This is a genomic window from Klebsiella sp. H-Nf2, from assembly GCF_002806645.1.
In the GTDB taxonomy this organism is placed as follows: Bacteria; Pseudomonadota; Gammaproteobacteria; order Enterobacterales; family Enterobacteriaceae; genus Klebsiella; species Klebsiella variicola.
The window spans coordinates 1,027,355-1,049,896 of record NZ_PIBL01000001.1; the positions used below are offsets into that span (position 1 = coordinate 1,027,355).

The window sequence follows — 22,542 nt, forward strand, 5'->3', positions numbered from 1 at the left end:
ATCGTACCTGTACTCCAAAAATGAGAACGTTATGTCACAACCTGGGAAAGGATTTTTAGTCTGGCTGGCCGGCCTGAGCGTGCTGGGCTTTCTGGCCACCGATATGTACCTGCCGGCGTTTGCCGCCATGCAGCAGGATCTCAATACCTCCGCCGCCTCCATCAGCGCCAGCCTGAGCCTGTTCCTCGCCGGCTTCGCGCTGGGGCAGTTGTTCTGGGGGCCGCTGTCGGACCGCTATGGGCGCAAACCGGTGCTGTTGAGCGGCCTGGCAATTTTCGCGGCCGGCTGTCTGGGGATGCTGTGGGTGCACAATGCCACCCTGATGCTGGCGCTGCGCTTTTTGCAGGCGATTGGCGTCTGTGCCGCGGCCGTTACCTGGCAGGCGATGGTCACCGATTACTATCCTGCCCAGCGCACGAACCGCATCTTCGCCACCATTATGCCGCTGGTGGGATTATCGCCGGCGCTGGCCCCGCTGCTGGGCAGCTGGCTGCTGGTACACTTCGAGTGGCAAGCCATCTTCGCCACCCTGTTTGCCATTACTCTGCTGCTGATGCTGCCTGCCCTGCGCCTGAAGGCAGCCGGGAAGCCGGTGGCCGTGGCACAGCAGAAGATCACCTTTCTCTCGCTGCTGCGTTCACGGGAATACAGCGGTAACGTCCTGATCTACGCCGCCTGCTCCGCCAGCTTCTTCGCCTGGCTCACCGGTTCACCTTTTATCCTGCACGAAATGGGCTATGGCCCAACCGCTATCGGCCTGAGTTATATCCCGCAGACTATCGCCTTTCTGGTGGGCGGCTATGGTTGTCGCGCGCTGCTGCAAAAATGGTCCAGACAACAGATGCTGCCGTGGCTGCTGGTGGTCTTTGCCGTCAGCGTCGCCACCACCTGGCTGGTCGGCCTGCAGACGCAGGCCTCGCTGGTGGCGGTAATGATCCCGTTCTGCATGATGGCGGTAGTCAACGGCGGGATCTACCCCATCGTGGTCGCCCAGGCGCTGAAGCCCTTCCCGCAGGCAACGGGCCGCGCGGCGGCGCTGCAGAACACACTGCAGCTGGGATTGTGCTTCCTGACCAGTCTGCTGGTGTCGGCGCTGATCGCCACGCCGCTGCTGACCACCACCAGCGTGATGCTGGTCTCGATTGGCTTAGCCGCAATAGGTTATCGCCTGCAGCAAACGCCGGAGCTGACTCCCCACTCTTCCCACGCGTAACGCTTATCGCCAGAGCCCGGACCAGTCATTAGCATGCTAAGAAATTTTTATTGAAAGCCAGTACTTAGCGTCCTATACTGGATCCGGGTTCACATAAATAGAAAATAGTTACAGATTAACGGATGCAGGATGCCTCCGTTTCACCATGGAAGGCCTTTCGGCAAGGGTTATCTCCCTTCCTCTGTTCTACGTCGGATAGCGACTTCACGGATTATCCGTGAGATTTCTCACAAAGCCAAAAAAGCGTCTACGCTGTTTTAAGGTTCTGATCACTTGGGCGTGATGGAGAAGCTATGAGTTCATCGTGTATAGAAGAAGTAAGTGTACCAAATGATGACTGGTACCGGATTGCAGCTGAATTATTGGGCCGTGCGGGAATTAACATCAATGGTTCCGCGCCGTCAGACCTGCGAATTAAAAATCCTCTTTTCTTTAAACGTGTCTTGCAGGAGGGGTCGCTGGGGTTAGGCGAAAGCTATATGGACGGCTGGTGGGACTGCGAGCGTCTGGATATTTTCTTCCATAAAGTGCTTCGCGCCGGGCTGGAAAAACAGCTCCCTCACCATTTCAAAGACACACTCCGCATCGCAGGCGCTCGCCTGTTCAATCTGCAAAGTAAAAAACGCGCCTGGATTGTTGGCAAAGAGCATTATGACCTCGGCAACGATCTCTTCAGTCGGATGCTTGACCCCTACATGCAATATTCCTGCGGTTACTGGAAAGAGGCGCAAACCCTCGAAGCGGCGCAGCAGGATAAACTGGATCTCATCTGCCGCAAGCTGGAGCTTGAGCCGGGGATGCGGGTACTGGATATCGGCTGCGGATGGGGCGGGCTCGCCGAGTATATGGCGCGACATTACCAGGTCAGCGTTGTCGGCGTGACCATCTCCGCCGAGCAGCAAAAGATGGCCCAGGCGCGCTGCGCTGACCTTGACGTGGAGATTCGGCTCCAGGACTATCGCGATCTGCACGACAGCTTTGACCGCATCGTCTCCGTCGGTATGTTCGAGCACGTGGGACCGAAAAATTACGCCACCTACTTTGAGGTCGCGGATCGTAATTTGAAACCTAATGGTCGTTTCTTACTGCACACCATCGGTTCCAAAGTCACCGACCATAACGTCGATCCGTGGATCGATAAATATATCTTCCCCAACGGCTGTCTGCCGTCGGTACGGCAGATCGCCGATGCCAGCGAGAAGCACTTTGTGATGGAAGACTGGCATAACTTCGGCGCCGATTATGACACCACCCTGATGGCCTGGTATGAGCGCTTTCTCGCCAGCTGGCCAGAAATTGCCGATAACTATTCTGAACGTTTCAAACGGATGTTCAGCTATTACCTGAACGCCTGCGCCGGCGCCTTCCGCGCCCGTGACATTCAGCTCTGGCAGGTGGTGTTCTCGCGCGGTATTGAACATGGACTGCGCATCGCCCGCTAACAAAATCTCCCCCGCACACCGGCGGGGGATTTTTTTCAGGCTTCATTCACCTTAGATGCAGCGTCTTTCGCGGCCAGCACGCGTTCAACCGTATCGACAACCGCCTGAGTCTGCGGGTCAATCTCAATATTGACGCGGTCGCCCAGCTTTTTCGCGCCCAGCGTGGTCCGCTGCAGCGTTTCCGGGATGAGATGCACGCAGAAACGGGTTGCCGTCACCTCACCCACCGTCAGGCTGATACCATCAATACCGATGAATCCTTTATAGAGGATATATTTCATCAGCGTCGGATCCTGCACTTTAAACCAGATCTGACGGTTATTTTCGGAAGTGAGGATCTTCACGATTTCCGCGGTGGTCATAATATGGCCGGACATCAGATGCCCGCCGATTTCATCACTGAATTTCGCCGCCCGCTCGACGTTCACTTCATCCCCGAGCTGAATATCGCCGAGGTTGGTAATACGCAGCGTCTCTTTCATCAAATCGAAGCTAATGTGCGCGCCGTTTATTTCGGTCACCGTCAGGCAACAGCCGTTATTGGCTACCGAGGCGCCGGTTTCCAGCCCCTCCAGCATATGTGCCGGTAGCTCCACCACGTGGGTGCGAAAATTGGGTTTATCATCAATGGAGACCACTTTCGCGGTTCCCTGAACAATACCAGTAAACATGTTAGGCTCCTGTTGAAAATCATGACGGTATCATTACCGTTTTCGCTATCGGGAACAATAACAGGAGGGCAAAGCGGTTGCCAGCGCGCTTCGTGCCTCGACTCTTTTTTCACTGGCTTAATGGCTAATCCTCGCTACAATAGACTGGAAATTCCTCATTTTTATCCCCTTGCTGCCAGTTACGGCGGCTTTTTTAGTCTCAAAATAACAACAAAACAAAGGTGTTCACGTGCAGAAGTATTTCGTTGAAGCGCGTCAGTTATTAGCTCTGGCTATACCCGTCATCCTTGCGCAGGTGGCGCAGACGGCGATGGGTTTTGTCGATACCGTGATGGCGGGTGGCTACAGCGCCACGGATATGGCCGCCGTGGCCATCGGGACCTCCATCTGGCTGCCGGCGATCCTCTTTGGCCATGGGCTGCTGCTGGCGCTGACCCCGGTGGTGGCGCAGCTTAACGGCTCCGGACGGCGGGATCGCATTGCACAGCAGGTACGTCAGGGCTTCTGGCTGGCCGGCTTTGTCTCGGTGCTGATCATGGTCGTGCTGTGGAACGCCGGCTATATCATCAGCTCCATGCATAATATCGACCCGCTGTTGGCAGAGAAGGCGGTTGGCTATCTGCGCGCGCTGCTGTGGGGCGCACCGGGCTATCTGTTCTTCCAGGTTGCCCGTAACCAGTGTGAAGGGCTGGCGAAAACCAAGCCCGGGATGGTCATGGGCTTTATCGGCTTACTGGTCAACATTCCGGTGAACTATATCTTTATCTATGGTCATTTCGGCATGCCCGAGCTGGGCGGCGTCGGCTGCGGCGTAGCGACGGCTTCGGTTTACTGGGTGATGTTCGCCAGCATGCTGTGGTGGGTGCGCCGGGCGCGTTCGATGCGGGATATCCGCTGCGCCGAGCGCTTCAGCCGTCCCGATTTCGCCGTCCTGTTACGACTGGTGCAGCTGGGGCTGCCCATTGCTCTGGCGCTGTTCTTTGAAGTCACGCTGTTTGCCGTCGTCGCGCTGCTGGTCTCCCCGCTCGGGATCATTGACGTCGCCGGTCACCAGATCGCGCTTAACTTCAGCTCATTGATGTTCGTTCTGCCGCTATCGCTGGCGGCGGCGGTCACCATTCGCGTCGGCTTCCGTCTCGGACAAGGTTCAACGATCGATGCCCAGGTTTCGGCCCGCACCGGCGTGGGCGTGGGCGTCTGCCTGGCGGTATTTACTGCTATCTTTACCGTGCTGATGCGTGAACAGATTGCCCTGCTGTATAACGATAATCCCGAGGTGGTGCTGCTGGCCTCGCACCTGATGCTGCTGGCGGCTATCTATCAGATCTCCGACTCCATCCAGGTGATCGGCAGCGGCATTCTGCGCGGCTATAAAGATACGCGGTCTATCTTTTTTATTACCTTTACCGCGTACTGGGTGCTGGGTTTGCCGAGCGGCTATCTGCTGGCGTTGACCGATATGGTTGTACCACGCATGGGGCCCGCCGGTTTCTGGTGTGGATTTATCATCGGCCTGACCTCCGCCGCCATCATGATGATGCTGCGGATGCGTTTTCTCCAGCGCCAGCCCTCCAGCATCATCTTACAGCGCGCCGCGCGCTAGTCCCTTCAAAGCCCGCCACTCCGGCGGGCTTTTTCGTTCTCCGGCATTGCGACCACGTTGTACATTCCGTTACTCCCCGACACCAAAGACTCACTGATGGCACTCCCCGAGATGCATATAGTGTTGCCAACAGCCCCGCAGTGGGGTTACTCAAGAAACCAATTCGAGGATTTCAGAATGAAAAAAGTATTAGCTCTGGTTGTTGCCGCTGCTATGGGTCTGTCATCAGTTGCTTTCGCTGCCGACGCCGCCAGCACCACCCCGGCTGCAGCTGCCAGCCACACCACCGTACACCATAAGAAACATCACAAAGCCGCTGCAAAACCGGCAGCCGAGCAGAAAGCGCAGGCCGCTAAGAAACACCACAAAGCCGCTGCGAAACCGGCTGCTGAGCAAAAAGCGCAGGCTGCGAAGAAGCACCATAAAGCCGCTGCAAAACCGGCTGCTGAGCAAAAAGCCCAGGCTGCGAAGAAACACCATAAAGCCGCTGCGAAACCGGCAGTAGCGCAGAAAGCACAGGCTGCGAAGAAACACCATAAAGCCGCTGCGAAACCGGCAGTCGCGCAGAAAGCACAGGCTGCGAAGAAACACCATAAAGCGGCGCACCACGCTGCTAAACCGGCGGTTAAACCAGCGGCATAATGGTCAGAGCGTTAAGGTGATAAACCGGCGCTGAACAGCGCCGGTTTTTTTTCAGGAGGACATCATGCTGCAACGCTATCGCTTCGAATTGCTGTTGTTACTGCTCATCGTCTGCGCGCTGTTTACCCTTCGCTTGATGTTTAAATAGCGGGCTGCTGAACCCATTTACGGGCCGGCGGCGTATAGTCGCGAAAACCGGCGATAATCTCGTCTGCCGAGGTAGCAAACGGCAGCATCTCCGCGTAGCGCGGGTGCATAAATCCTTCCCGTACCATGTTGTCGACCATCGCCTGAAGCGGATCGTAATAACCCTTGATATTCAGGAACGCGCACGGTTTCTCATGGATCCCCAACTGCGCCCAGGTCCATTGTTCGAAAATCTCTTCAAGCGTCCCCGCCCCGCCCGGCAGGGCAATAAAGCCATCCGCCAGCGCCGCCATTTTGGTTTTCCGCTCGTGCATATCCTCTACCACATGCAGCTCCGTCAAGCCGCGGTGGGCAATTTCCCGCTCCACCAGGCCGCGCGGCATCACGCCGATCACCACGCCACCGGCCTCCAGCGCCGCATCGGCGACCGCCCCCATCAGACCGACTTTGCCGCCGCCATAGACAAGCGCCAGCCCCTGCTGCGCCAGCGTACGTCCGACCAGACGGGCGGTGTCGAGATACAGCGGATGTTCGCCAGCTGAAGAACCGCAAAAAATACCAATCGATTTCATCTTCGTTATGACTCCTTCTCTTCTGGTGGCCGATAATTTAACACAACGGCAACCCTACCGCGCAGAGTTAGACGGGCAGAAAAAAGCGAGTCGTGACGCTCGCTGGCGAAGAAATATCCTTGTGGTTCAGTAAAATATATCCGGAATGGGTAAAAGTTCCGCAATCGCATGCAATGTGCAAGAAAAGTGACGTTTACCTCTTGCCACATCCTCTCCCTGCCGCTAATATGCGTCCCCGTTGTCACCACAACATTGCGTTCGTAGCTCAGTTGGTTAGAGCACCACCTTGACATGGTGGGGGTCGTTGGTTCGAGTCCAATCGAACGCACCATAATGCGTTTATAGCTCAGTTGGTTAGAGCACCACCTTGACATGGTGGGGGTCGTTGGTTCGAGTCCAATTAAACGCACCATAATGCGTCTGTAGCTCAGTTGGTTAGAGCACCACCTTGACATGGTGGGGGTCGATGGTTCGAGTCCATTCAGACGCACCAAATCGTTATTTCTCTGTAACTCCTGAATTTTATCACCTAATCCCCGATTGTATTGCTGACTTAACATGTTGTGTATTGGCAAAGATTTTTCCTTGCATATTCCACACTAGCCCAGGGGAAGCCAACCCTTTTAGGGACATTTTTGAGCACCTCGAAATGGCGCTTTAAGCCACAAACGGTGGAGAATGTGTCATTGCAACAAGGCATTTTTTATTCTTCCTGACAGGAAAACATTTCAGGCTTCAAAAATTCAGGCGTTGACGTTACAGAATACAGCAGACAAAACTAAGGTGACGATTATGCCATTAACTGACACGGCCATTCGTAATGGCTGCTACTCCCGCAAATGACTCGCTGACCGATATGGATGGTCACTTCCTGTTTGTCAGCAAATCAGGAGGCAAAAATGGCACTTTCACTACTATCATAACGGAAAACAATGCCGCATGAGTTTCGGCCTCTAACCTGAAATTTCACTCAGTGTGGCCCGAATGTTACGTCATGAAGCCCGTTCACAAATTGCACAGGGTCTCGTTCCTTAGATTCAGACAAAATTAAAGCTGGCAAAACGACACTTCAAGTATTTGAAAGGGTACCCATCAGACTCATATTTTTACTCCACAGTCATGAGCATCAAAAATCGGTCAACAGACCACGCGTTTAATTTTTTAATGATAATTGTTCCATTCATCATAAATATATGCATATGCAAATCGATATATCAGATACCCCACCAGGAATTCCACAACTGAAAGTAAACCCCAGAGAAATTTATATTCATTTACTGAGAAAAAAAAGAACCAGCCAGCCAGCGCGATACCTGAAGCACCTAATCCCATACCTGCCCCCCTGATAACACGGGAAAGTATGATGAGTAATGTTCGTTTTATATTCATAATCCACCAATGAAATATTCACATATTTTGTTAAATTCTGCTGGATTCTTGTCACCGACCATACACGCTGTTTCGAAAGGTTTTACAATATCCTCAACAAGAAAATACAGAAGATCCAGATCTCCCAGACTTTGCAGTTTATCATGCAGTACCGGATTTCTGCGCTTCAGATATCGGGACGTGTATATTGCTCTGGATGTTTCAGCGCCAATAGATAATAATAACCCGGCAAGACTTCCTGCGAAAAAAGCGGACACTCCTCTGGAGGCTATAGCTTCGCCTAATTTTACTCCGGTCATTTCAGTGAATACCATCTTCCCCGCAAATGAGCCTGAAATATTTTTCACAATAGCTGCTGGTTTTTCTATATTAATTCTGGAAATAAAACCCTCAAGTGAAACACTGATGACTTGCTCGATAATACCACGGTTGAATCCCCCCTTTTTAATCAACCGGGCCAGCCTGAATTTATCATCCAGGTTTTCTCTGCGATGTTCAGTGTCAATAAAGTCATATCCCAGGTAACCAAGACTCACCGGGAACGAGATAAATCCTTTCGCCACAGCCCCCCAGAATCCCGAACCATCAACATTAATAGCCTCCAGCATATCTCTGGCGATCTCTTTAGCACTGTCCACAATAGTTATCCTCTATTCATCAAATGCCATGACGATCCCCTCTTCCTCATCCCAGCCCAACGTCAGGTGCTGCGGCTTCTGTCCTCCCGCCATATGGGGTAACAGTTGCTGACTCAGCACCGGCAATATCTGCTGATTCAGCAGGCTGTCGATATTGTGCACCCCGGTGAACGTCCATCTAGTAGCGTGGCTGCCCCGGCAGTTGCTTTACCGAACTGGATGCATCGTTTATCAGCCTATTCCTCATCGCTTCACTCCATCTTTTCTGGCATTAACATCCATCACAAGGTCCTTCATTCGTTACCCTCCGCCGTCCCGCACCGTAGCAACCCTGTCCCCCCGCCGGTTTTACGCACGCTACCGCCCTCGCTGTCCTCCTAAAAGCACCCAAAGCGCACTGAGTAAGGCTGAACGGTGGTCTTTTATTTAACGCCCGGAATAGCAGTCACTCAGCAATAAATGCGCAAGAAAATCCCGTTCGTATCCGCGTACTGCCGGAGTACGTTCAGTTTGAATTCAGCGGCATCTCGGTTCAGATCGGGAGTGACTGCGTAATGCTGAAAAAGACGATAAGCAGAATAAAACAAATAAACTGCCAATATTTTGTCAGACGAGAGAAGGAAACCGTCTGGACGCAGGGCGGAAGCGGTGGCTTCGCAACAACAATATTCCATACTGAAAACTATTCCCTGGCGTAAAAAAACGAGCGCGCGGTACAACAGGGATGAAACCATGCCACAGTAGAATAAAGAAAGTCCAGCCCCGACCGAGACAGACTTACTTTTTAAGATTAGCGCCCGAATTACATTGAGAAATTAAATATAAAAGACCTGAGTTATTTAGCATGTAATAATATGGCGGGCGGAACGCACGCATCCAGAATAATCTGCGAAAAACGCACCATGATATACATTGCTGTCCTGATTGACATCAGTAAGCGCCGCCCGACCGTTATTTCGTATTACCCGCTAATATTATCCAGCCGATACTGACAGAGATAATATTCCCCCGGCCATAAAGCGCAGCGGCAGCTTGCGCACCTACCGCCTGACAGACAAGACCCGCATATTGCCTTCAGACACGGCTAAGACTGGCCTGCGCCATCGCCAGGGCATCTTCCCCTGCCGGCAGCCGCGAAGGGGCATCAGGATCGTGCACCATTCGCCAGACGGCCTGAGCGACATCGGTCGCCTGCGTCACGCTGGCGTTATCCTGCATGCTGTCGAAGATCTGCTGGCCGAGCGCCGCATAGCTCTCCGGGAGCTGCCCCATCGTCCGGCGGGCGTTTTCCCCGAAGCGGGTCTGGGGGGCGCGTCCCGGCAGGATCAGCCCGACACGGATACTGAAGGGCCGAAGCTCCAGCGCCAGCGACTCCGTGAAGGCATTCACCGCCGCCTTACTCGCGGTGTAGACCGCCAGCAGGGGCATCGGTTGCAGGGTGACCGCCGAGGTAATATTAACGATCGTCCCGCTTCGGCGCGCTCTGAACCGGGGGATCACCGCCTGGGTCATGGCAATCGTTCCCAGGGTATTGGTGGCAAACAGGTTGGCTATCGCCTCGCGCGACGCGCCCTCCAGGGCATTAAGCATCCCCACCCCGGCGTTGTTAACCAGCACATCAATCTCTCCGGCTTCGGCAATGGCCTCTGCGATACTCTGCGCCGAAGTGACGTCAAGACGTACCAGCCGCAGGCGGTCGCTGGCGGGCAACACACCTTCCTGCGGAGCGCGCATCGTGGCGATAACCTTCCAGCCTTGCTCGAGAAAATAACGCGCCGTCTCCAGGCCAAAACCCGATGAACAGCCGGTGATCATTATCGTTTGCATATCTCTGTCTCCGAATGGCTTCTTCCTTTTGATCATAGACAGACCATGCCGGACGATATAGGGTCAATAATCCATTATTCTTTAGCAGGAGTCCGGAAATGAGCGATCCGCTGGCGGAGGTCATTGCCATGCTAAACCTCAGAGCGGTACTGACCAAAACCGTTGAGGGGGCGGGAGACTGGCGAGTGATACGCTCGGACCAGGGGTTGTCATTTTATGGCGTCGTGCTGGAAGGAGGCTGTCGGCTGGAAATTGACCAGCATGAGCCGCAGATCCTGCGCGCCGGGGATTTTATTCTGATCCCGGCGGCGTACCGCTTCGCGCTAACCAGCCTGACCCCGCCCCCTTCACTGGCGCTGGAGACCATCCCGGTGCAACTGGCGGAGGGACACTTTCGGCTGGGAGCCCTCGACAAGCCTGCGCAGATGCAGGCGCTGATTGGCCACTGCGCTTCCGGTTCGACGAACGCCAGCCTGCTGGCCTCGCTGTTACCAGCCTTTGTGGTGGTCCGCAATCAACCGCGGCTGGCCACCTTTGTCGGGCTGCTGAAAGAGGAAGCGCAGGCGGATCGCGCGGGCAAATCTTTCGTTCTGGCGCGGATGGTTGAGCTGCTTTTTATCGAGGCCATCCGTTCCTCCGGCACGCTCGCGACCCCCGGTCTGATGCGCGGGCTGAGCGACCCGCGGGTCGCCCAGGCAATCCGCCTGCTGCATCGGGCCCCCGCCAGACGCTGGACGGTCAACGCCCTGGCCGCCGACTGCGCGCTGTCTCGCTCGACGTTATTTGAACGCTTTACCGACCTGACCGGGATGACCCCGATGGGCTATCTGTTAGGCTGGCGAATGACCCTGGCCATGCAGTGGCTGGGCGAGACGGGCATCAGCATTGCGGATATCGCCGAGCGCATCGGCTATGGCTCGGCCAGCGCGTTCAGCGTAGCCTTTACCCGCTATACCGGGATATTGCCGGGGAAATATGCCCGCCAGCGGGCGACGCAGCCTCCCCCCGGGCCAGCCCTGACTTAACAGGCTGCAATCTCCGTCTGCAGCCAGCGCTCAAACACCTGCAGCGCCGGCTCCCCCTCCCCGCCACCGGGTTTGATCAGGCAGAAGCGCTTGGCCAGCGTCGGGGAGCCCGGCCACGGGGCAACCAGCGTCCCGGCGCGCAGCTCGCTTTCCACATACATCTTCGGCACCAGCGCCACCCCCTGCTGGCTCAGTACCGCGGCGATGGCCATCTCATGCAGATCGTAGCGCGGCCCCTGCGCCGGATTATCCAGCGCCAGCCCGCATTCCCGGGCATAGTGCAGCCAGGCGTCAGGGTTTTGCCGCCGGTGAATGCGCGGTAATCGGTTCAGTTGCCCGGGGAGATCATCATTCGTCAGCAGCGCCGCATGACAGACCGGCAGCAGATACTCCTCGAACAAAAATGTCACATCCATGCCAGTCCACGCCCGGTGATCAAAATGGATGGCGGCATCAAAACCGCTGCCCGGGAGGATGAAGGGATCGCTGAGGGCGGCAATATTGACCACAATATGCGGATACTGCGCTGCAAAGCGTCCAAGCCGGGGGATTAACCAGCGGCTGGCAAAGGTAGGAAGCACGGCGATCTCCAGACTATGTCCATCGGAGGGCATCCCGCTGACGTCGTGGGTGTCCCGCTCCAGACGGGCGAGGATCTCGCGGACCTGGCGGGCATAGCGGGCGCCTGCCGGGTTGAGCCGCACCCGGCTCCCCGTCCTGTCGAAGAGTTTGCTGTCGAGGAGCGCTTCCAGACGGGCAATCTGCCGGCTGATGGCCCCTTCCGTTAACGCGAGCTCCGCCGCCGCGCGGGCAAAGTTGCCGTGACGGGCAGCGGCCTCAAAAGCCAGTAGCGCAGCGCTGCTGGGGATTTTACGACGCATAGCCAATGCTCCTTGTGCAGGCTCACCGAAAGTCAGTGACAGAATATCACTGACTATTGAATTAACATCGTTTTTCAGCGCCATTTTTAGCCGATAGGATGATGAAAACTCACTAAAGCGCTTTGCGCGCTCAATCATCTGTCCATCGAGGTCACTATGCTCTATGTCGTCGAATGCGCCTACACCGATCCCCAAAGCGAAACAGCGTGGAATACCTTTTACAATCAGGAAAAACTGCCGGCGCTGGTCTCTGTGCCCGGTTTTTACGCCTCTCAGCGCTTCCGCGCCCTCAGCGAGGGCTGCCCCCGCTACCTGGCGCTGCACGATATCCACGATGCTACCGTCATCGACAGCGACGCCTACCGCCGCAACGGTGGCGGTCATTTTGCCCGCTGGCAATCGGCGATCACCGACTGGCACCGCCACCTCTATGTTGCAGATAGCGGCGTGCGGGAGGTCCGGTCTGATGAGGTGCTACTGCTGAGCGATACGCCTCAGACGCTACCCATCCCCCCGACAATCGTCCTGCTGCCTGGCGGCCTGGCGACGCAACAAACCCGGTATGCCGCCATCGTCCCACATAACGACCTGCATCACCTGGCCACGGCTGCCACCGTCTTTATCTATCAGCCCATCACCGCCCGGTTACGTAACCCGGCGCAACGCGCGTGAGGTCACCATGACACCAGTCCCCTTTTATACGTTGACCGCAGGCGACCTGACGGTGACCGCCGTCAGTGATGGTCAGATGTCGGCGCCACTGTCCTTACTCTCGGGTATCACGCCTGAGGAGGCAGAGCACCTGCAGCGGAACGCCGGGCTCGCCTCACCGGAGGTCATTGCGATTGGCGCCTATCTTATCCGTGGACGCGGGCACACCGTACTGGTGGATACCGGCACCGGTGGAGTCAATGGCGTCGGCGGTGCGCTTATCGCCAATCTGGCGCTGCTCGGCGTACGCCCTGAGGAAATTGATACCATCCTCCTCACCCACGCGCACCCGGACCACATCGGCGGGTTGCTGACGGCAACCGGCGCCCCGGCGTATCCCAACGCCACGGTGTTCCTGCCTTCGCGGGAACGCGCTTACTGGTTGGCGGCATCCACACTGGACAACGCCAGCGATCGCGGCCGGCGCAACGTGCTGCTCGTCCGCCGCGTACTGGCGATCTGCGCGGCGCAAATTCGCGAAGTTGATGGTGAGGAGACGATCGCCGGGATCCGTCCGTGCCCTCTGCCCGGCCATACGCCCGGGCATACCGGGTATCGTCTCGAGGCGGGCGATACCTCGCTGCTCATCTGGGGGGATATTGTCCATTTCCCGACCATTCAGACCACCCGGCCGTCGGTGTCGGTCGCCTTCGACGTCGATCCTGAACAGGCCCGGCGAACCCGGGAAAGCCTGCTGCGCCAGGCCGCCAGCGAACAATGGCTGATCGCCGGCATGCATCTTGGTCTGCCCGGCTTTGCCAGGGTGGTGGAGACGCCCTCTGGTTATCTGTTGCAGTCGGTGTAAAAGTCGCAGAGGTAAGCCCTGCTTGTCCGCAGGAACAAGCAGGGCTTTATGTCAGGGGGTTGGGCAGGCCGCTAACTGCGGCTTTTCCAGGCTTTTTTGCTTTTGCAGCTGGCTTTGGTGGCGACCCACGGGTGGCGTAGCTGAGTCAACTGAAGATCCTGGGAGGCCGGGCTGGCCGACCAGCGTTTGGTACACAGAGGCTTACGAGATGCAATGACCATAAAAACGCTCCTGAAAAGTAATGAACAATTCCCTGGGTAGTTCCATAAGTTCAGAATCAGCTTATCATCGCGTAACGGAAGTTATTTCAATCTTTGTTTTAGTATGTAAATGGTGAAAGTCTCCTGAAATGAGCAAAATTGATCTAGATCAATATAAGTGCATTTAGTTTTTCCTGACACCTATATATTCAACCGCTTACCAGCGCCTGACGTTTGTTTAAGACTTTTCCTATACCATACAATCCTGCAGAGCAATACTCATTTTTCAGATTTTTATTCTACTTATGTATACGAACATGGTTATTTGTTTTGATTATTCTAACAGATAAAATTCACTTGGTCAGTCAGCAGCAGGCAGGTACTCTGCACCGGCAATAACTGGATTTGTCAGGGAGTGGTAGATGACTAAGGGCTATAAACTGCTTGGCTATAAGTTAGCAGATAATATTTTCTACTGCCTGCATCATCGGGAAATTATCGCGCTGCGAGGGACGCGAACGCAAGTTCAGCTACGCAGTACCATGGCCTGTTTACTGGAATATCTGTTGGCGCATGGCAGAGAACGGGTGGTCAGCGATGAAGAGTTGATGATTAACGTCTGGGAAAAAAATAACCTTCGCCCGTCTGCGCAGCGATTATGGCAGGTTATTCAGACGTTAAAAGCTCGCCTTAGCCAGGCTGGTGTTGAAAGCGCATTAATTATTCGGGTTAAGTGCGCAGGGTATTATATTAATAATGCGGTCGTAGCCGAAATTTACTCATTCAAACCACCGGGCATGATGAATTATATTAATACCTCGCCTGCTGATATGAATAAACTTCTGGTACGCAGCTAGTCCCCTCTCCGCGCCGTTTACATCGCTTGTAACAGGGTTATCCGTTGAATATTTTAATTCACAGCAATAATGTTTTTTTTAATATCGGCCTCGCCCAGTGTTTCAGAGATATTCAGGAGACCCTGCCCGGGCTGAACATTATTCATTCGCTGCCACTTAGCCATTTTCCCGATCCGGCTGGGCTGGATGTGATTATTTTATCGCTGGAAAACTTTCACGATTATCAGGCCGCCGCTGAATTAGCCCTGCGTTATCAGAGTCTGGTGATCGGCTTTACCTCGGCCGGCAACGTGAGGCGCGGACGCGCCTTTTTCGCGGATACCCTCCTGTGGGTTAGCCAGCGGGAAAGCGTTCCAGAGGTTGGCCGCCTTTTGCGCAGGCTGGCCGATCGTCGCTGGCCTCTGGTGCCGCGTCATCAGCGTCAGAGTACCTCTTCCCGTCAACGAGCCCCCCTCAACCGCCTGGAAATGCGCATGATCGCCGCCACCATAAAGGGACAGTCGGTGAATCAACTGGCGACCACGCTGGGGATCAATCGCAAGCGAGTCTATAACGGACTGGAACGGATTAAGGTGAATTTTCATCTGGTCAGCCATACCCATTTTCACCATTTTATGACCACCGGGCCAACGTTTAACCCTCTCTCACCCGACCTTGCCAGTTATACGCCAGGGGCAAAACCTGCCCGACAGCGGCAGGCCGCGTTGCACGCGGCGGAAAATCATTCATATTATTTGAACAAGATTCGCAAATTGTTTTGATTTTAACCGGCAGGAGTCAAGCGTATTCTTTATCACATCAGGGCGACAAGCCCTTTATCAGACACCAGATTAAGGAATACGACCATGAAATCCATCAAAACTTTCGTTGCTGTTGCTGCACTGTCTCTGCTCTCTTCTGTCAGCTTCGCCCAGAGCGTCAGCGCTACCGCGTCTACCCTGGACCGTGCTGAAGCAAAAATCGCCGCCCAGGCCGAGGAACAGGGTGCATCCTATAAAATCACCAGCGCCCAGTTTAACAATCGTGTCCATATGACGGCTGAGCTGAGCAAATAATCCTTTTAGCCGTTAGCAATAAATAAAGCGCCGTTTTTAACGGCGCTTTATTTTTTCCCCTTTTCCCTTTCAGTGATGTCCCGACAGACAGGCTGTGGCGCTCTCCCCATTCCGGACCAATACTGACTGTATCCTCCAGAAAAGAGAGCCTGATGATGAAAGCCTGGACAGTCAAAAAACCCGGTTCGCTTGAGAACCTGCAGCTTGTCGATCTTGCTGACCCCGGCGCGCCCGCCGCAGGCGAGATCCGGGTGGCGCTGCACGCCACCTCGCTGAACTACCATGATTTGCTGGTCGCAACGGGGGTAATTCCCACCGCCGATCGGCGGATCCTGATGGCGGATGGCGCCGGCGTGGTGGAAGCGGTTGGCGCCGGGGTGAACGAATTTCAGCCGGGTGACCGGGTGGTCGCTGGCTTTTTCCCGCAGTGGCTGGATGGCCGCCCCGGTCCACAGGTGAGCGACTTCAGTCAGACCCCGGGCGATGGCGCGGAGGGGTTCGCCTGCCAGTATGTCGTCAGGCCGGCCAGCCATTTTACCCATGCACCTGAGGGGTGGAGTTTCAGGGAAGCGGCAACCATCACCACTTCCGGTCTTACCGCCTGGCGCGCGCTGGTCGTCGAAGGACGGTTAAAAGCGGGCGATACGGTGCTGACGCTTGGCACCGGCGGCGTGTCGATAACCGCCCTGCAGCTGGCGAAAAGTATGGGCGCGCAGGTGATCGTCACCTCGTCATCAGATGAAAAGCTCGCTCGTGCTCGCACGCTGGGGGCCGATCATCTCATCAATTACCGAACCACCCCGGAATGGGGCGCCGCGGTGCAGGATATCACCGGCCATCGCGGGGCCGATCTCATTCTGGAGCTGGGGGGGCCGGGCACCCTGGGGCAGTCGTTCGAGGCGGTCAGTGTCGGCGGACACATTGCGTTGATCGGCGTCCTGACCGGCTTCGAAGGTCATGTGCCCACCCATCTGCTGATGAGTAAACAGGCCCGGCTGCAGGGATTGGTGGTGGGTAATAGACGGCAACAGCAGGACTACGTCAATGCCCTGAACCTGCAGGCGTCGCGGCCGGTTATCGATAAAGTGTTTGATTTTACAGCCTTGCCGGATGCCTTCCGCTATCTGCAAAGCGGCGCCCATTTCGGCAAAATTTGCGTGGAGTGGTGAGGAGATGAACAGGGCCTCCGTGCCCTGGGAACGGCTTTATTCGAAAAAGACGTCTGGATTTTCCGACAGGGAAACAAAGGATTTCGTGTTTTTATCCAGCGCCTGAATGTCGCCGCTTTCAATGTCGTAGAACCAGCCGTGCAGGCGTAGGGTATGGTCGCGCAGACCGACCGCCACCGACGGATGGGTTTTGATGTTGTTCAGCTGAGCGATGACGTTTTCCTGCACCATGCCGTTGACCTTATCGGTTTCGCTGGCCCAGGTTTTCTTTTCCACCACCGCTTTCGCGGCATCAGCATAGCGCAGCCAGTGGGACACCGCCGGCATCGGCTCAAGGCACTGGCAGGTGGCGATCGCTTTCATCGCGCCGCAGTTGGAGTGGCCGCAGATCACGATATCCGTCACGCCCAGCGCAACGACGGCATATTCGATGGTAGCAGAAACGCCACCTGGCTCCGGCCCGAAAGATGGCACGATATTCCCGGCGTTACGAATGACAAAGAGCTGTCCCGGCTCCTGCTGGGTTACCAGTTCAGGCACCAGACGGCTGTCTGAACAGGAGATGAAAAGCGCTTTGGGATTCTGGCTGGAGGCCAGGCTACGGAAGAGCTCTTTACGCTGGGGGAAGATCTCTTTCTGGAAGTTGAGGAAGCCCTCAATGATATGTTGCATAGCAGTGTCTCTTCTCTGTAGTTATTACGGTATGACAAAGATCACAGTTATTCAGTTTACCATTGATGACAAGAATGGGAATCGTTATTCAAACAGTTGCGCAGAAAACGCGTGCCGCCACCGCCCGCTCCGCCTCGCCTTACCTACACCTTTTTGACGTGCTTTCCTGAACCAGTTTGCTACTCTGTTTAGCCCAACCGTCCACACGGTACCGACCGCCTGCCGGCGGCGGACATCACAGGAGTCGCTATGTTCTTATCCAGCCTGATGGCCATTGCCGCGGTGCTGATCATGGGCGTGATCAGTCCCGGCCCAAGCTTTATCTTTGTCGCGCGCAATGCCGTCGCTCGCTCGCGCGTGCACGGTCTGGTGACCGCCCTCGGTACTGGCGCCGGCGCCGCCATTTTTTCCATTATGGCAATGCTGGGCCTGCAGAAGGTACTCACCGCGGTGCCGGAGCTGTTTATTGGGCTGAAGGTGGCGGGCGGGATCTATCTGCTGTGGCTTGGTTATAAAATTTTCCGCGGGTCGGCGCAGCCGATGGACTTTTCCGCCAGCGGCATGGCTGGCAACCATTCGCTGCTGAAGACCTTCCGCGATGGGCTGTATACCCAGCTGAGCAATCCCAAAACCGCGCTGGTGTTCGCCTCAATTTTTACCGCCCTGCTGCCAGCGCAGATCCCCACCGCCTTTTACTACATCGTGCCGCTGATGAGCTTTCTGATTGACGTCAGTTGGTATTCGCTGGTGGCGCTGGTGCTGTCTGCCGATCGCCCGCGGCGCGTCTACCTGCGGCTGAAGCGGCGGATCGACATCACCACCGCGACGGTGCTGGGGGCGCTGGGCCTGCGGCTTATCGCCACCTCCCTCACCCGCTAGCGGGCTACACGGTATGGATGCGAATATCGTGCTGCTGAAAGGCAACGCGATATTCGCGACTGATATTCTCCTCTACCACCAGCACATCGATATCGCTGCTCGCGGCGACCACAAACCGCGCCACCGCCGGAATTTTATCCGAGGTCAGGCCGATGATTATTTCGCTGCACTGCTTAATCACCGCTTTCTTGAACTCGCAGTCGGCATAGTCAAAACCGGTCAGGCCCGACTCTGGCGCCATCGCGCAGCCGCCGATAAACCCCTGGTCGAATAACATGCCCTGCACCTGAGCCACCGCCGCGGCGCCGACGCAGCCGCCGCTCGCCCGCTGCACCTGCCCCCCCAGGATCACCACGTCATACAACGGTTTTTTCACCAGTACCGCGGCGATCTCCGGGGAGTTCGTTACTACCGTCAGCGCCAGCTCGGCGGGTAGCGCCTCGGCCATCGCCAGATTGGTGGTCCCGGTATCAATGAAAAGGGTACCGCCGGGCTTCACCAGCCTGGCACACTGTTGCGCGATCCTGAGTTTTGTTGCTCGATTTTTATCTTTCCGTTCACTGTAGTCCCCGGCCTCCGGCAGGCTCAGCACCGCCCCGCCATACACCTTTTTACAGAACCCCTCGCGACTGAGCTCATGCAGATCGCGGCGGATGGTGTGCTCCGACACCTGAAGCCGCGCCGCCAGCTCCGCGCACACCACTCTGCCGTTTTCCTGCAGGATCTGGCAAATCAACGCTTGTCGCTGTTGGGGAAAAGCAGCATAATCGAGCACGATAACTCCTTAAATTATCAAAAACGAGCAACAGCAAGCATGATCGTCTGCGCTGCTTTGATTGTCAATGTTCCTGCCCGGAGGTTTACCATGAAAATTGCCCATTTCGCCCTGTGGACCCAACAGCTCGACGTCCAGGCCCGCTTCTGGGTCGAGTTCTTTGCCGCCAGCATCAATGAAAAATACCTTAGCCAGACCAACCCCGGCTTTGCCTCCTATTTTGTCACCATCGACGACGAGGTGGTGATCGAGCTGATGACCAAGCCTGGCCTGCAGCCGGCCAGCGCGGATAACAACCATACCGGCTGGGTACATCTGGCCCTCTCGGTGGGCGGGGCGGAACAGGTCGATGCCCTCGCCCAACGCGCCGAGACCGCCGGAATTCTGGTTTCACCGCCGCGCACCACCGGCGACGGCTATTATGAGGCAGTGATCGCCGATCCCGATGGCAACCTGATTGAAATCGTCGCATAGTCAGCAGACCGCCAGTATTCAGGAGGCATTCATGGCACATTACCGAATTATCGACACCGCGACCTGGCCCCGCCGGGACCATTTCACCTTTTACCGACAATTTGCCAACCCCAGCTTTAACCTCTGTGTCCCGATAGCGGCGCAGCGCCTGTACGAATGTGCGAAGGACCGTCGGGTCTCGTTTTTTCAGCTTGCGCTCTATGCGCTGCTGCGCGCGGCCAACGGAGTACCGCAGCTACGGCAACGCGTGCGCAATGACGAGGTGATTGAATATGACAGCCTGGCGGTAATGACGCCGGTGATGACCGTCGAGGAAGGATTCCGCCAGGTATGGTGCGACAACGCCCCCGAGTTCACTGCCTTCAGCGATGCGGCAACGCCGAAGATCGTCGCGGCAAGAGAGACAACGCCGGCGCCGCTCATCGTCGATGGCGAGCATTTTATCTGCGCCAGTTGTCTGCCGTGGCTCCACTTCACCTCGATGACCCATGCGGAATATGCCGTAGGCGCGGCGGTGCCCGCGCTTACCTGGGGGAAACTGCAGAACGGCGTGATCCCGGTGGCCGGGCGGTTTAACCATGCCTTCGTCGACGGTCTCCACGCCAGCCGCTTTTTTGCTCTCGTGGAAGAGGGATTTAGCAATCCCGAGCAGCTCTGGTAACCGTTAACCGAGACCGCACCCTCACTGCTCGCCCTTGCGACGACGCACCGCTGACGTCCGCTCTGAACTGACCGCCTTGTTCCTTCCTTCACGCCCGGCGGTCGTTCACCCTCCTGTTGCCTTTGCAACAGCCGGCGCAAAACGGCGCTGCATTTGCAGCAGTCCGCTCCATCAGCTGACATAGCCAACCCGCTTCCTATCACGACTGCGCCTTCCTCTCTCGCTGGCACGTGTTTTGCTTACCCATACATATAACCCACAGGCATTATGAATTATTTATTTATCTAATTTGTGCATAAGCTATTCACTGAATAAGAGAGAAGATGATGTCAGCCAGTTCACCCGCACAGCCTTACACCCAGTCCACGCCGCAGGCGCATATTATTGCCAGCGATGCGGAAGCCCTCGCCATCGCCCATGAGATCGCCGCCGTGCTCAAACCCGGCGCCGCCGAGCGCGACCGCACGGGCATTGTCCCGGCGGAGATCGTCAACACCTATTCCAACAGCGGACTGTGGGGCATCACGGTGCCGCGCCGCTTTGGCGGCGCCGAGGTCTCGGCCGCGACCCTCGCGCAGGTTATCGCCATTCTCTCTGCGGCGGATCCATCGTTAGGCCAGATCCCTCAGAACCACTACTGCCTGCTGGAGGATATTCGTCTGCAGGGCAGCGACGACCAACAGGCGTTCTTTTTCGCCCAGGTATTACAGGGCTATCGCTTCGCCAATGCCCTGTCGGAAACCGGGGGGAAAACGGTCCTTGATATTCGTACCCGCATCGAGGAAGGCGCAGACGGTCTGCGGATCAATGGCCGTAAAGGCTACTGCACTGGCTCGCTGTACGCCCACTGGATTGGCATTCTGGCGCTGGACGCCGACGACCGCGCCCAGCTCGCCTTTGTGCCGCAGAACAGTCCGGGGCTGACGGTAGTTAATGACTGGGCGTGCCTCGGTCAGCGCACCACCGCCAGCGGCACTGTGCTGGCCGATAATCTTCCGGTTAATCCTTTCCACCTTTTTCCAACGTGGAAGTCTTACGCCAGCCCGACCCTTGCCGGCCCGTTCGCCCAGCTGACCACCGCGGCGATAGATGTCGGGATCGCCCGCGCGGCGCTGGACGATACCGTGGCGTTCGTGCGCCACAGCGCCCGGCCGTGGATCGACGCCGGTGTGGAGCGGGCGAGCGACGATCCGCTGACTATCTACCATATCGGTCAACTGGACAGCCGCCTTGCCGCAGCCGACGCGCTGCTGGAGCGGGCGGGACGGGTGCTCGACCGCTATAAAAATGACCTCAGCGAAGAGCATGTCGCCGAGGCGTCGCTGGCCGTCGCCCGCGCCAAAATATGGACCACTGAAGTAGCGCTGGAGGCCGCCAGCCGCCTGTTCGAGCTGGGAGGTACTCGCGCCACCGGTGAGTCGCTCAACCTCGACCGCCACTGGCGCAATGCCCGGGTGCACACCCTGCACGACCCGGTTCGCTGGAAGTATCAGCTGCTTGGCAACTGGGTGCTGAACGGCATTCGCCCGCAACGACATGACTGGAACTGATATGACGAGTCTGCTGGCGTTTTTCGCGGAAATCGACTGGAACGATGTGGCCCAGGCCGCCCTCGATACCCTTACCATGCTGGCCTGGTCGCTGGGATGGACGGTACTGCTGGGGCTTCCGCTGGGGATCGTGCTCTATCTTACCGGCGAGCCGCGTTTGCTGTACGCCCCGCGCCTTTACCGCCTGCTGTCATTGTGCGTCAACGTGCTGCGATCCCTGCCGTTCATCATTTTACTCATCGTGATGATCCCGGTGACCACGTTGCTGACCGGCACCTCGCTGGGGGTGGAAGGAACCATTCCGCCACTGGTCGCCGGCTGCGCCCCGTTCTTCGCCCGGCTGGTGGAAACCGCCCTGCGCGAAGTGGAGCACGGCCTGGTGGAGGCCAGCTGGTCGATGGGCGGCAGCACCTGGCAGCTTATCTGGCACACGCTGCTGCCGGAGTCGCGGGCCGGGCTGATCGCCGCCGTGACCGTGACGGCCATTTTGCTGGTCGACTACACCTCGATGGCAGGGGTGATCGGCGGCGGCGGGCTGGGCGATCTGGCCATTCGTTTTGGTTATCAGCGCTTTCAGACCGACGTGATGGTGGTCACCGTCCTGATGCTGATCGCGCTGGTACAGCTTCTGCAAATGAGCGGCGACCGCCTGGTGCGCTACGTCAGCCGCAAATAACTTACCCT

24 protein-coding genes, 3 tRNA genes and 1 pseudogene are annotated in these 22,542 nt (G+C 56.7%); 19 read left to right on the top strand and 9 right to left on the bottom strand.

The genetic code is table 11. The annotated features are described in order from the left end of the window. The first annotated feature begins 31 nt into the window (after positions 1–31). Together punC and cfa are read left to right on the top strand one after the other, a co-directional pair. Positions 32–1,213: a purine nucleoside transporter PunC gene (gene punC / locus CWM58_RS05090; RefSeq protein WP_100680418.1), complete on the top strand. Its 1,182-nt coding sequence runs from the start codon at positions 32–34 to the stop codon at positions 1,211–1,213. Between the two features lie 293 nt (positions 1,214–1,506). After that, positions 1,507–2,655: a cyclopropane fatty acyl phospholipid synthase gene (cfa, locus tag CWM58_RS05095; protein WP_100680419.1), complete on the top strand. Its 1,149-nt coding sequence runs from the start codon at positions 1,507–1,509 to the stop codon at positions 2,653–2,655. A 35-nt stretch (positions 2,656–2,690) separates the two neighbouring features. Here cfa and CWM58_RS05100 read toward each other — a convergent pair whose 3' ends face one another. Next, complete coding sequence (locus CWM58_RS05100) at positions 2,691–3,326, bottom strand: riboflavin synthase (protein ID WP_061154366.1); 636 nt, start codon at positions 3,324–3,326, stop codon at positions 2,691–2,693. 229 nt (positions 3,327–3,555) lie between these two features. Here CWM58_RS05100 and mdtK point away from each other — a divergent pair, with 229 nt between their 5' ends. Next, entirely contained in the window at positions 3,556–4,929 is a 1,374-nt protein-coding gene (gene mdtK, locus CWM58_RS05105; RefSeq protein ID WP_032730541.1) for an MdtK family multidrug efflux MATE transporter, read from the top strand. Between the two features lie 177 nt (positions 4,930–5,106). Next, positions 5,107–5,571 carry an acid resistance repetitive basic protein Asr gene (gene asr, locus CWM58_RS05110; RefSeq protein ID WP_077268383.1) on the top strand — a complete coding sequence of 155 codons (465 nt, stop codon included), beginning with the start codon at positions 5,107–5,109 and terminating at the stop codon, positions 5,569–5,571. Positions 5,572–5,711: 140 nt separating this feature from the next. Here the strand turns inward: asr and CWM58_RS05115 are convergent, their stop codons facing one another. Further along, a complete protein-coding gene (locus CWM58_RS05115) occupies positions 5,712–6,290 on the bottom strand; it encodes a TIGR00730 family Rossman fold protein (RefSeq protein ID WP_008804612.1) in 579 nt (192 codons plus the stop codon). A gap of 254 nt (positions 6,291–6,544) precedes the next feature. Here CWM58_RS05115 and CWM58_RS05120 point away from each other — a divergent pair. From CWM58_RS05120 to CWM58_RS05130, 3 genes are all read left to right on the top strand, one after another. After that, a tRNA-Val gene (locus tag CWM58_RS05120) sits at positions 6,545–6,621 on the top strand. 4 nt (positions 6,622–6,625) lie between these two features. Beyond that, positions 6,626–6,702, top strand: a tRNA-Val gene (locus CWM58_RS05125). A gap of 4 nt (positions 6,703–6,706) precedes the next feature. Next, positions 6,707–6,783, top strand: a tRNA-Val gene (locus CWM58_RS05130). Between the two features lie 892 nt (positions 6,784–7,675). Here the strand turns inward: CWM58_RS05130 and CWM58_RS29005 are convergent. The 3 genes and pseudogenes from CWM58_RS29005 to CWM58_RS05150 form a co-directional block, all read right to left on the bottom strand. Then, a complete protein-coding gene (locus CWM58_RS29005; RefSeq protein WP_100680421.1) occupies positions 7,676–8,317 on the bottom strand; it encodes a hypothetical protein in 642 nt (213 codons plus the stop codon). Between the two features lie 12 nt (positions 8,318–8,329). Then, positions 8,330–8,485 (bottom strand): annotated as a pseudogene (locus CWM58_RS28375) (hypothetical protein); the annotation flags it as partial. A 906-nt stretch (positions 8,486–9,391) separates the two neighbouring features. After that, the gene (locus CWM58_RS05150) at positions 9,392–10,144 is read right to left on the bottom strand and encodes an SDR family oxidoreductase (protein ID WP_100680423.1); all 753 of its coding nucleotides are present in this window, start codon (positions 10,142–10,144) and stop codon (positions 9,392–9,394) included. Positions 10,145–10,242: 98 nt separating this feature from the next. Between CWM58_RS05150 and CWM58_RS05155 the strand changes: the two genes are divergently transcribed. Further along, positions 10,243–11,169 carry an AraC family transcriptional regulator gene (locus CWM58_RS05155; RefSeq protein WP_100680425.1) on the top strand — a complete coding sequence of 309 codons (927 nt, stop codon included), beginning with the start codon at positions 10,243–10,245 and terminating at the stop codon, positions 11,167–11,169. Here the strand turns inward: CWM58_RS05155 and CWM58_RS05160 are convergent. Beyond that, entirely contained in the window at positions 11,166–12,050 is an 885-nt protein-coding gene (locus CWM58_RS05160; protein WP_100680427.1) for a LysR substrate-binding domain-containing protein, read from the bottom strand. The two genes, CWM58_RS05155 and CWM58_RS05160, sit on opposite strands and share 4 nt — an antisense overlap. Before the next feature lie 156 nt (positions 12,051–12,206). On the opposite strand from CWM58_RS05160, the gene CWM58_RS05165 reads away from it, so the two are divergent. Next, positions 12,207–12,722, top strand: a complete 516-nt coding sequence (locus CWM58_RS05165; protein WP_100680429.1) for a DUF4286 family protein — start codon at positions 12,207–12,209, stop codon at positions 12,720–12,722. Positions 12,723–12,729: 7 nt separating this feature from the next. Beyond that, a complete protein-coding gene (locus tag CWM58_RS05170) occupies positions 12,730–13,566 on the top strand; it encodes an MBL fold metallo-hydrolase (RefSeq protein WP_100680431.1) in 837 nt (278 codons plus the stop codon). Between the two features lie 71 nt (positions 13,567–13,637). Here the strand turns inward: CWM58_RS05170 and CWM58_RS28380 are convergent, their stop codons facing one another. After that, entirely contained in the window at positions 13,638–13,787 is a 150-nt protein-coding gene (locus tag CWM58_RS28380) for a hypothetical protein (protein ID WP_165785684.1), read from the bottom strand. A gap of 401 nt (positions 13,788–14,188) precedes the next feature. Here CWM58_RS28380 and CWM58_RS05175 point away from each other — a divergent pair, with 401 nt between their 5' ends. The 4 genes from CWM58_RS05175 (at position 14,189) to CWM58_RS05190 (ending at position 16,847) form a co-directional block, all read left to right on the top strand. Continuing rightward, positions 14,189–14,623, top strand: a complete 435-nt coding sequence (locus tag CWM58_RS05175) for a winged helix-turn-helix domain-containing protein (protein WP_074385653.1) — start codon at positions 14,189–14,191, stop codon at positions 14,621–14,623. Between the two features lie 44 nt (positions 14,624–14,667). After that, a complete protein-coding gene (locus tag CWM58_RS05180; RefSeq protein ID WP_100680433.1) occupies positions 14,668–15,384 on the top strand; it encodes a hypothetical protein in 717 nt (238 codons plus the stop codon). A gap of 84 nt (positions 15,385–15,468) precedes the next feature. After that, positions 15,469–15,678, top strand: coding sequence for a DUF1471 domain-containing protein (locus CWM58_RS05185; protein WP_100680434.1), 210 nt, complete (start codon positions 15,469–15,471; stop codon positions 15,676–15,678). Between the two features lie 152 nt (positions 15,679–15,830). Then, positions 15,831–16,847, top strand: a complete 1,017-nt coding sequence (locus tag CWM58_RS05190; RefSeq protein WP_206056627.1) for a zinc-dependent alcohol dehydrogenase family protein — start codon at positions 15,831–15,833, stop codon at positions 16,845–16,847. Between the two features lie 36 nt (positions 16,848–16,883). Here the strand turns inward: CWM58_RS05190 and CWM58_RS05195 are convergent, their stop codons facing one another. Further along, a complete protein-coding gene (locus CWM58_RS05195; RefSeq protein ID WP_008804599.1) occupies positions 16,884–17,519 on the bottom strand; it encodes a carbonic anhydrase in 636 nt (211 codons plus the stop codon). A gap of 249 nt (positions 17,520–17,768) precedes the next feature. On the opposite strand from CWM58_RS05195, the gene CWM58_RS05200 reads away from it, so the two are divergent. After that, on the top strand, positions 17,769–18,398 hold the full coding sequence (locus tag CWM58_RS05200) for a LysE family translocator (RefSeq protein WP_061154355.1): 630 nt from the start codon (positions 17,769–17,771) through the stop codon (positions 18,396–18,398). Positions 18,399–18,402: 4 nt separating this feature from the next. On the opposite strand, the gene CWM58_RS05205 is transcribed toward CWM58_RS05200, so the two are convergent. Next, positions 18,403–19,173 carry a DeoR/GlpR family DNA-binding transcription regulator gene (locus CWM58_RS05205; protein ID WP_061154354.1) on the bottom strand — a complete coding sequence of 257 codons (771 nt, stop codon included), beginning with the start codon at positions 19,171–19,173 and terminating at the stop codon, positions 18,403–18,405. A gap of 90 nt (positions 19,174–19,263) precedes the next feature. Here CWM58_RS05205 and CWM58_RS05210 point away from each other — a divergent pair, with 90 nt between their 5' ends. The 4 genes from CWM58_RS05210 to CWM58_RS05225 all read left to right on the top strand — a co-directional run bounded on the left by CWM58_RS05210 (position 19,264) and on the right by CWM58_RS05225 (position 22,534). Beyond that, positions 19,264–19,647, top strand: coding sequence for a VOC family protein (locus CWM58_RS05210; RefSeq protein WP_061154353.1), 384 nt, complete (start codon positions 19,264–19,266; stop codon positions 19,645–19,647). Between the two features lie 31 nt (positions 19,648–19,678). Next, the gene (locus CWM58_RS05215; protein WP_165785685.1) at positions 19,679–20,308 is read left to right on the top strand and encodes a CatA-like O-acetyltransferase, family 1; all 630 of its coding nucleotides are present in this window, start codon (positions 19,679–19,681) and stop codon (positions 20,306–20,308) included. Between the two features lie 323 nt (positions 20,309–20,631). After that, positions 20,632–21,858: an SfnB family sulfur acquisition oxidoreductase gene (locus tag CWM58_RS05220; protein ID WP_100680435.1), complete on the top strand. Its 1,227-nt coding sequence runs from the start codon at positions 20,632–20,634 to the stop codon at positions 21,856–21,858. 1 nt (position 21,859) lies between these two features. Beyond that, on the top strand, positions 21,860–22,534 hold the full coding sequence (locus tag CWM58_RS05225) for a methionine ABC transporter permease (protein WP_008804593.1): 675 nt from the start codon (positions 21,860–21,862) through the stop codon (positions 22,532–22,534). Positions 22,535–22,542 lie beyond the last annotated feature (8 nt).

Bases quoted from the DNA above. Each gene is read 5' to 3' on its own strand.
- CWM58_RS05150 (WP_100680423.1), bottom strand. From the start codon at position 10,144: ATGCAAACGATAATGATCACCGGCTGTTCATCGGGTTTTGGCCTGGAG.
- CWM58_RS05165 (WP_100680429.1), top strand. From the start codon at position 12,207: ATGCTCTATGTCGTCGAATGCGCCTACACCGATCCCCAAAGCGAAACA.
- CWM58_RS05215 (WP_165785685.1), top strand. From the start codon at position 19,679: ATGGCACATTACCGAATTATCGACACCGCGACCTGGCCCCGCCGGGAC.
- asr (WP_077268383.1), top strand. From the start codon at position 5,107: ATGAAAAAAGTATTAGCTCTGGTTGTTGCCGCTGCTATGGGTCTGTCA.
- CWM58_RS05175 (WP_074385653.1), top strand. From the start codon at position 14,189: ATGACTAAGGGCTATAAACTGCTTGGCTATAAGTTAGCAGATAATATT.
- CWM58_RS05225 (WP_008804593.1), top strand. From the start codon at position 21,860: ATGACGAGTCTGCTGGCGTTTTTCGCGGAAATCGACTGGAACGATGTG.
- CWM58_RS05195 (WP_008804599.1), bottom strand. From the start codon at position 17,519: ATGCAACATATCATTGAGGGCTTCCTCAACTTCCAGAAAGAGATCTTC.
- CWM58_RS05210 (WP_061154353.1), top strand. From the start codon at position 19,264: ATGAAAATTGCCCATTTCGCCCTGTGGACCCAACAGCTCGACGTCCAG.
- CWM58_RS05220 (WP_100680435.1), top strand. From the start codon at position 20,632: ATGATGTCAGCCAGTTCACCCGCACAGCCTTACACCCAGTCCACGCCG.
- CWM58_RS05170 (WP_100680431.1), top strand. From the start codon at position 12,730: ATGACACCAGTCCCCTTTTATACGTTGACCGCAGGCGACCTGACGGTG.
- CWM58_RS05100 (WP_061154366.1), bottom strand. From the start codon at position 3,326: ATGTTTACTGGTATTGTTCAGGGAACCGCGAAAGTGGTCTCCATTGAT.
- punC (WP_100680418.1), top strand. From the start codon at position 32: ATGTCACAACCTGGGAAAGGATTTTTAGTCTGGCTGGCCGGCCTGAGC.
- CWM58_RS05160 (WP_100680427.1), bottom strand. From the start codon at position 12,050: ATGCGTCGTAAAATCCCCAGCAGCGCTGCGCTACTGGCTTTTGAGGCC.
- CWM58_RS05190 (WP_206056627.1), top strand. From the start codon at position 15,831: ATGATGAAAGCCTGGACAGTCAAAAAACCCGGTTCGCTTGAGAACCTG.
- CWM58_RS05185 (WP_100680434.1), top strand. From the start codon at position 15,469: ATGAAATCCATCAAAACTTTCGTTGCTGTTGCTGCACTGTCTCTGCTC.
- CWM58_RS05155 (WP_100680425.1), top strand. From the start codon at position 10,243: ATGAGCGATCCGCTGGCGGAGGTCATTGCCATGCTAAACCTCAGAGCG.
- CWM58_RS05115 (WP_008804612.1), bottom strand. From the start codon at position 6,290: ATGAAATCGATTGGTATTTTTTGCGGTTCTTCAGCTGGCGAACATCCG.
- CWM58_RS05200 (WP_061154355.1), top strand. From the start codon at position 17,769: ATGTTCTTATCCAGCCTGATGGCCATTGCCGCGGTGCTGATCATGGGC.
- CWM58_RS28380 (WP_165785684.1), bottom strand. From the start codon at position 13,787: ATGGTCATTGCATCTCGTAAGCCTCTGTGTACCAAACGCTGGTCGGCC.
- cfa (WP_100680419.1), top strand. From the start codon at position 1,507: ATGAGTTCATCGTGTATAGAAGAAGTAAGTGTACCAAATGATGACTGG.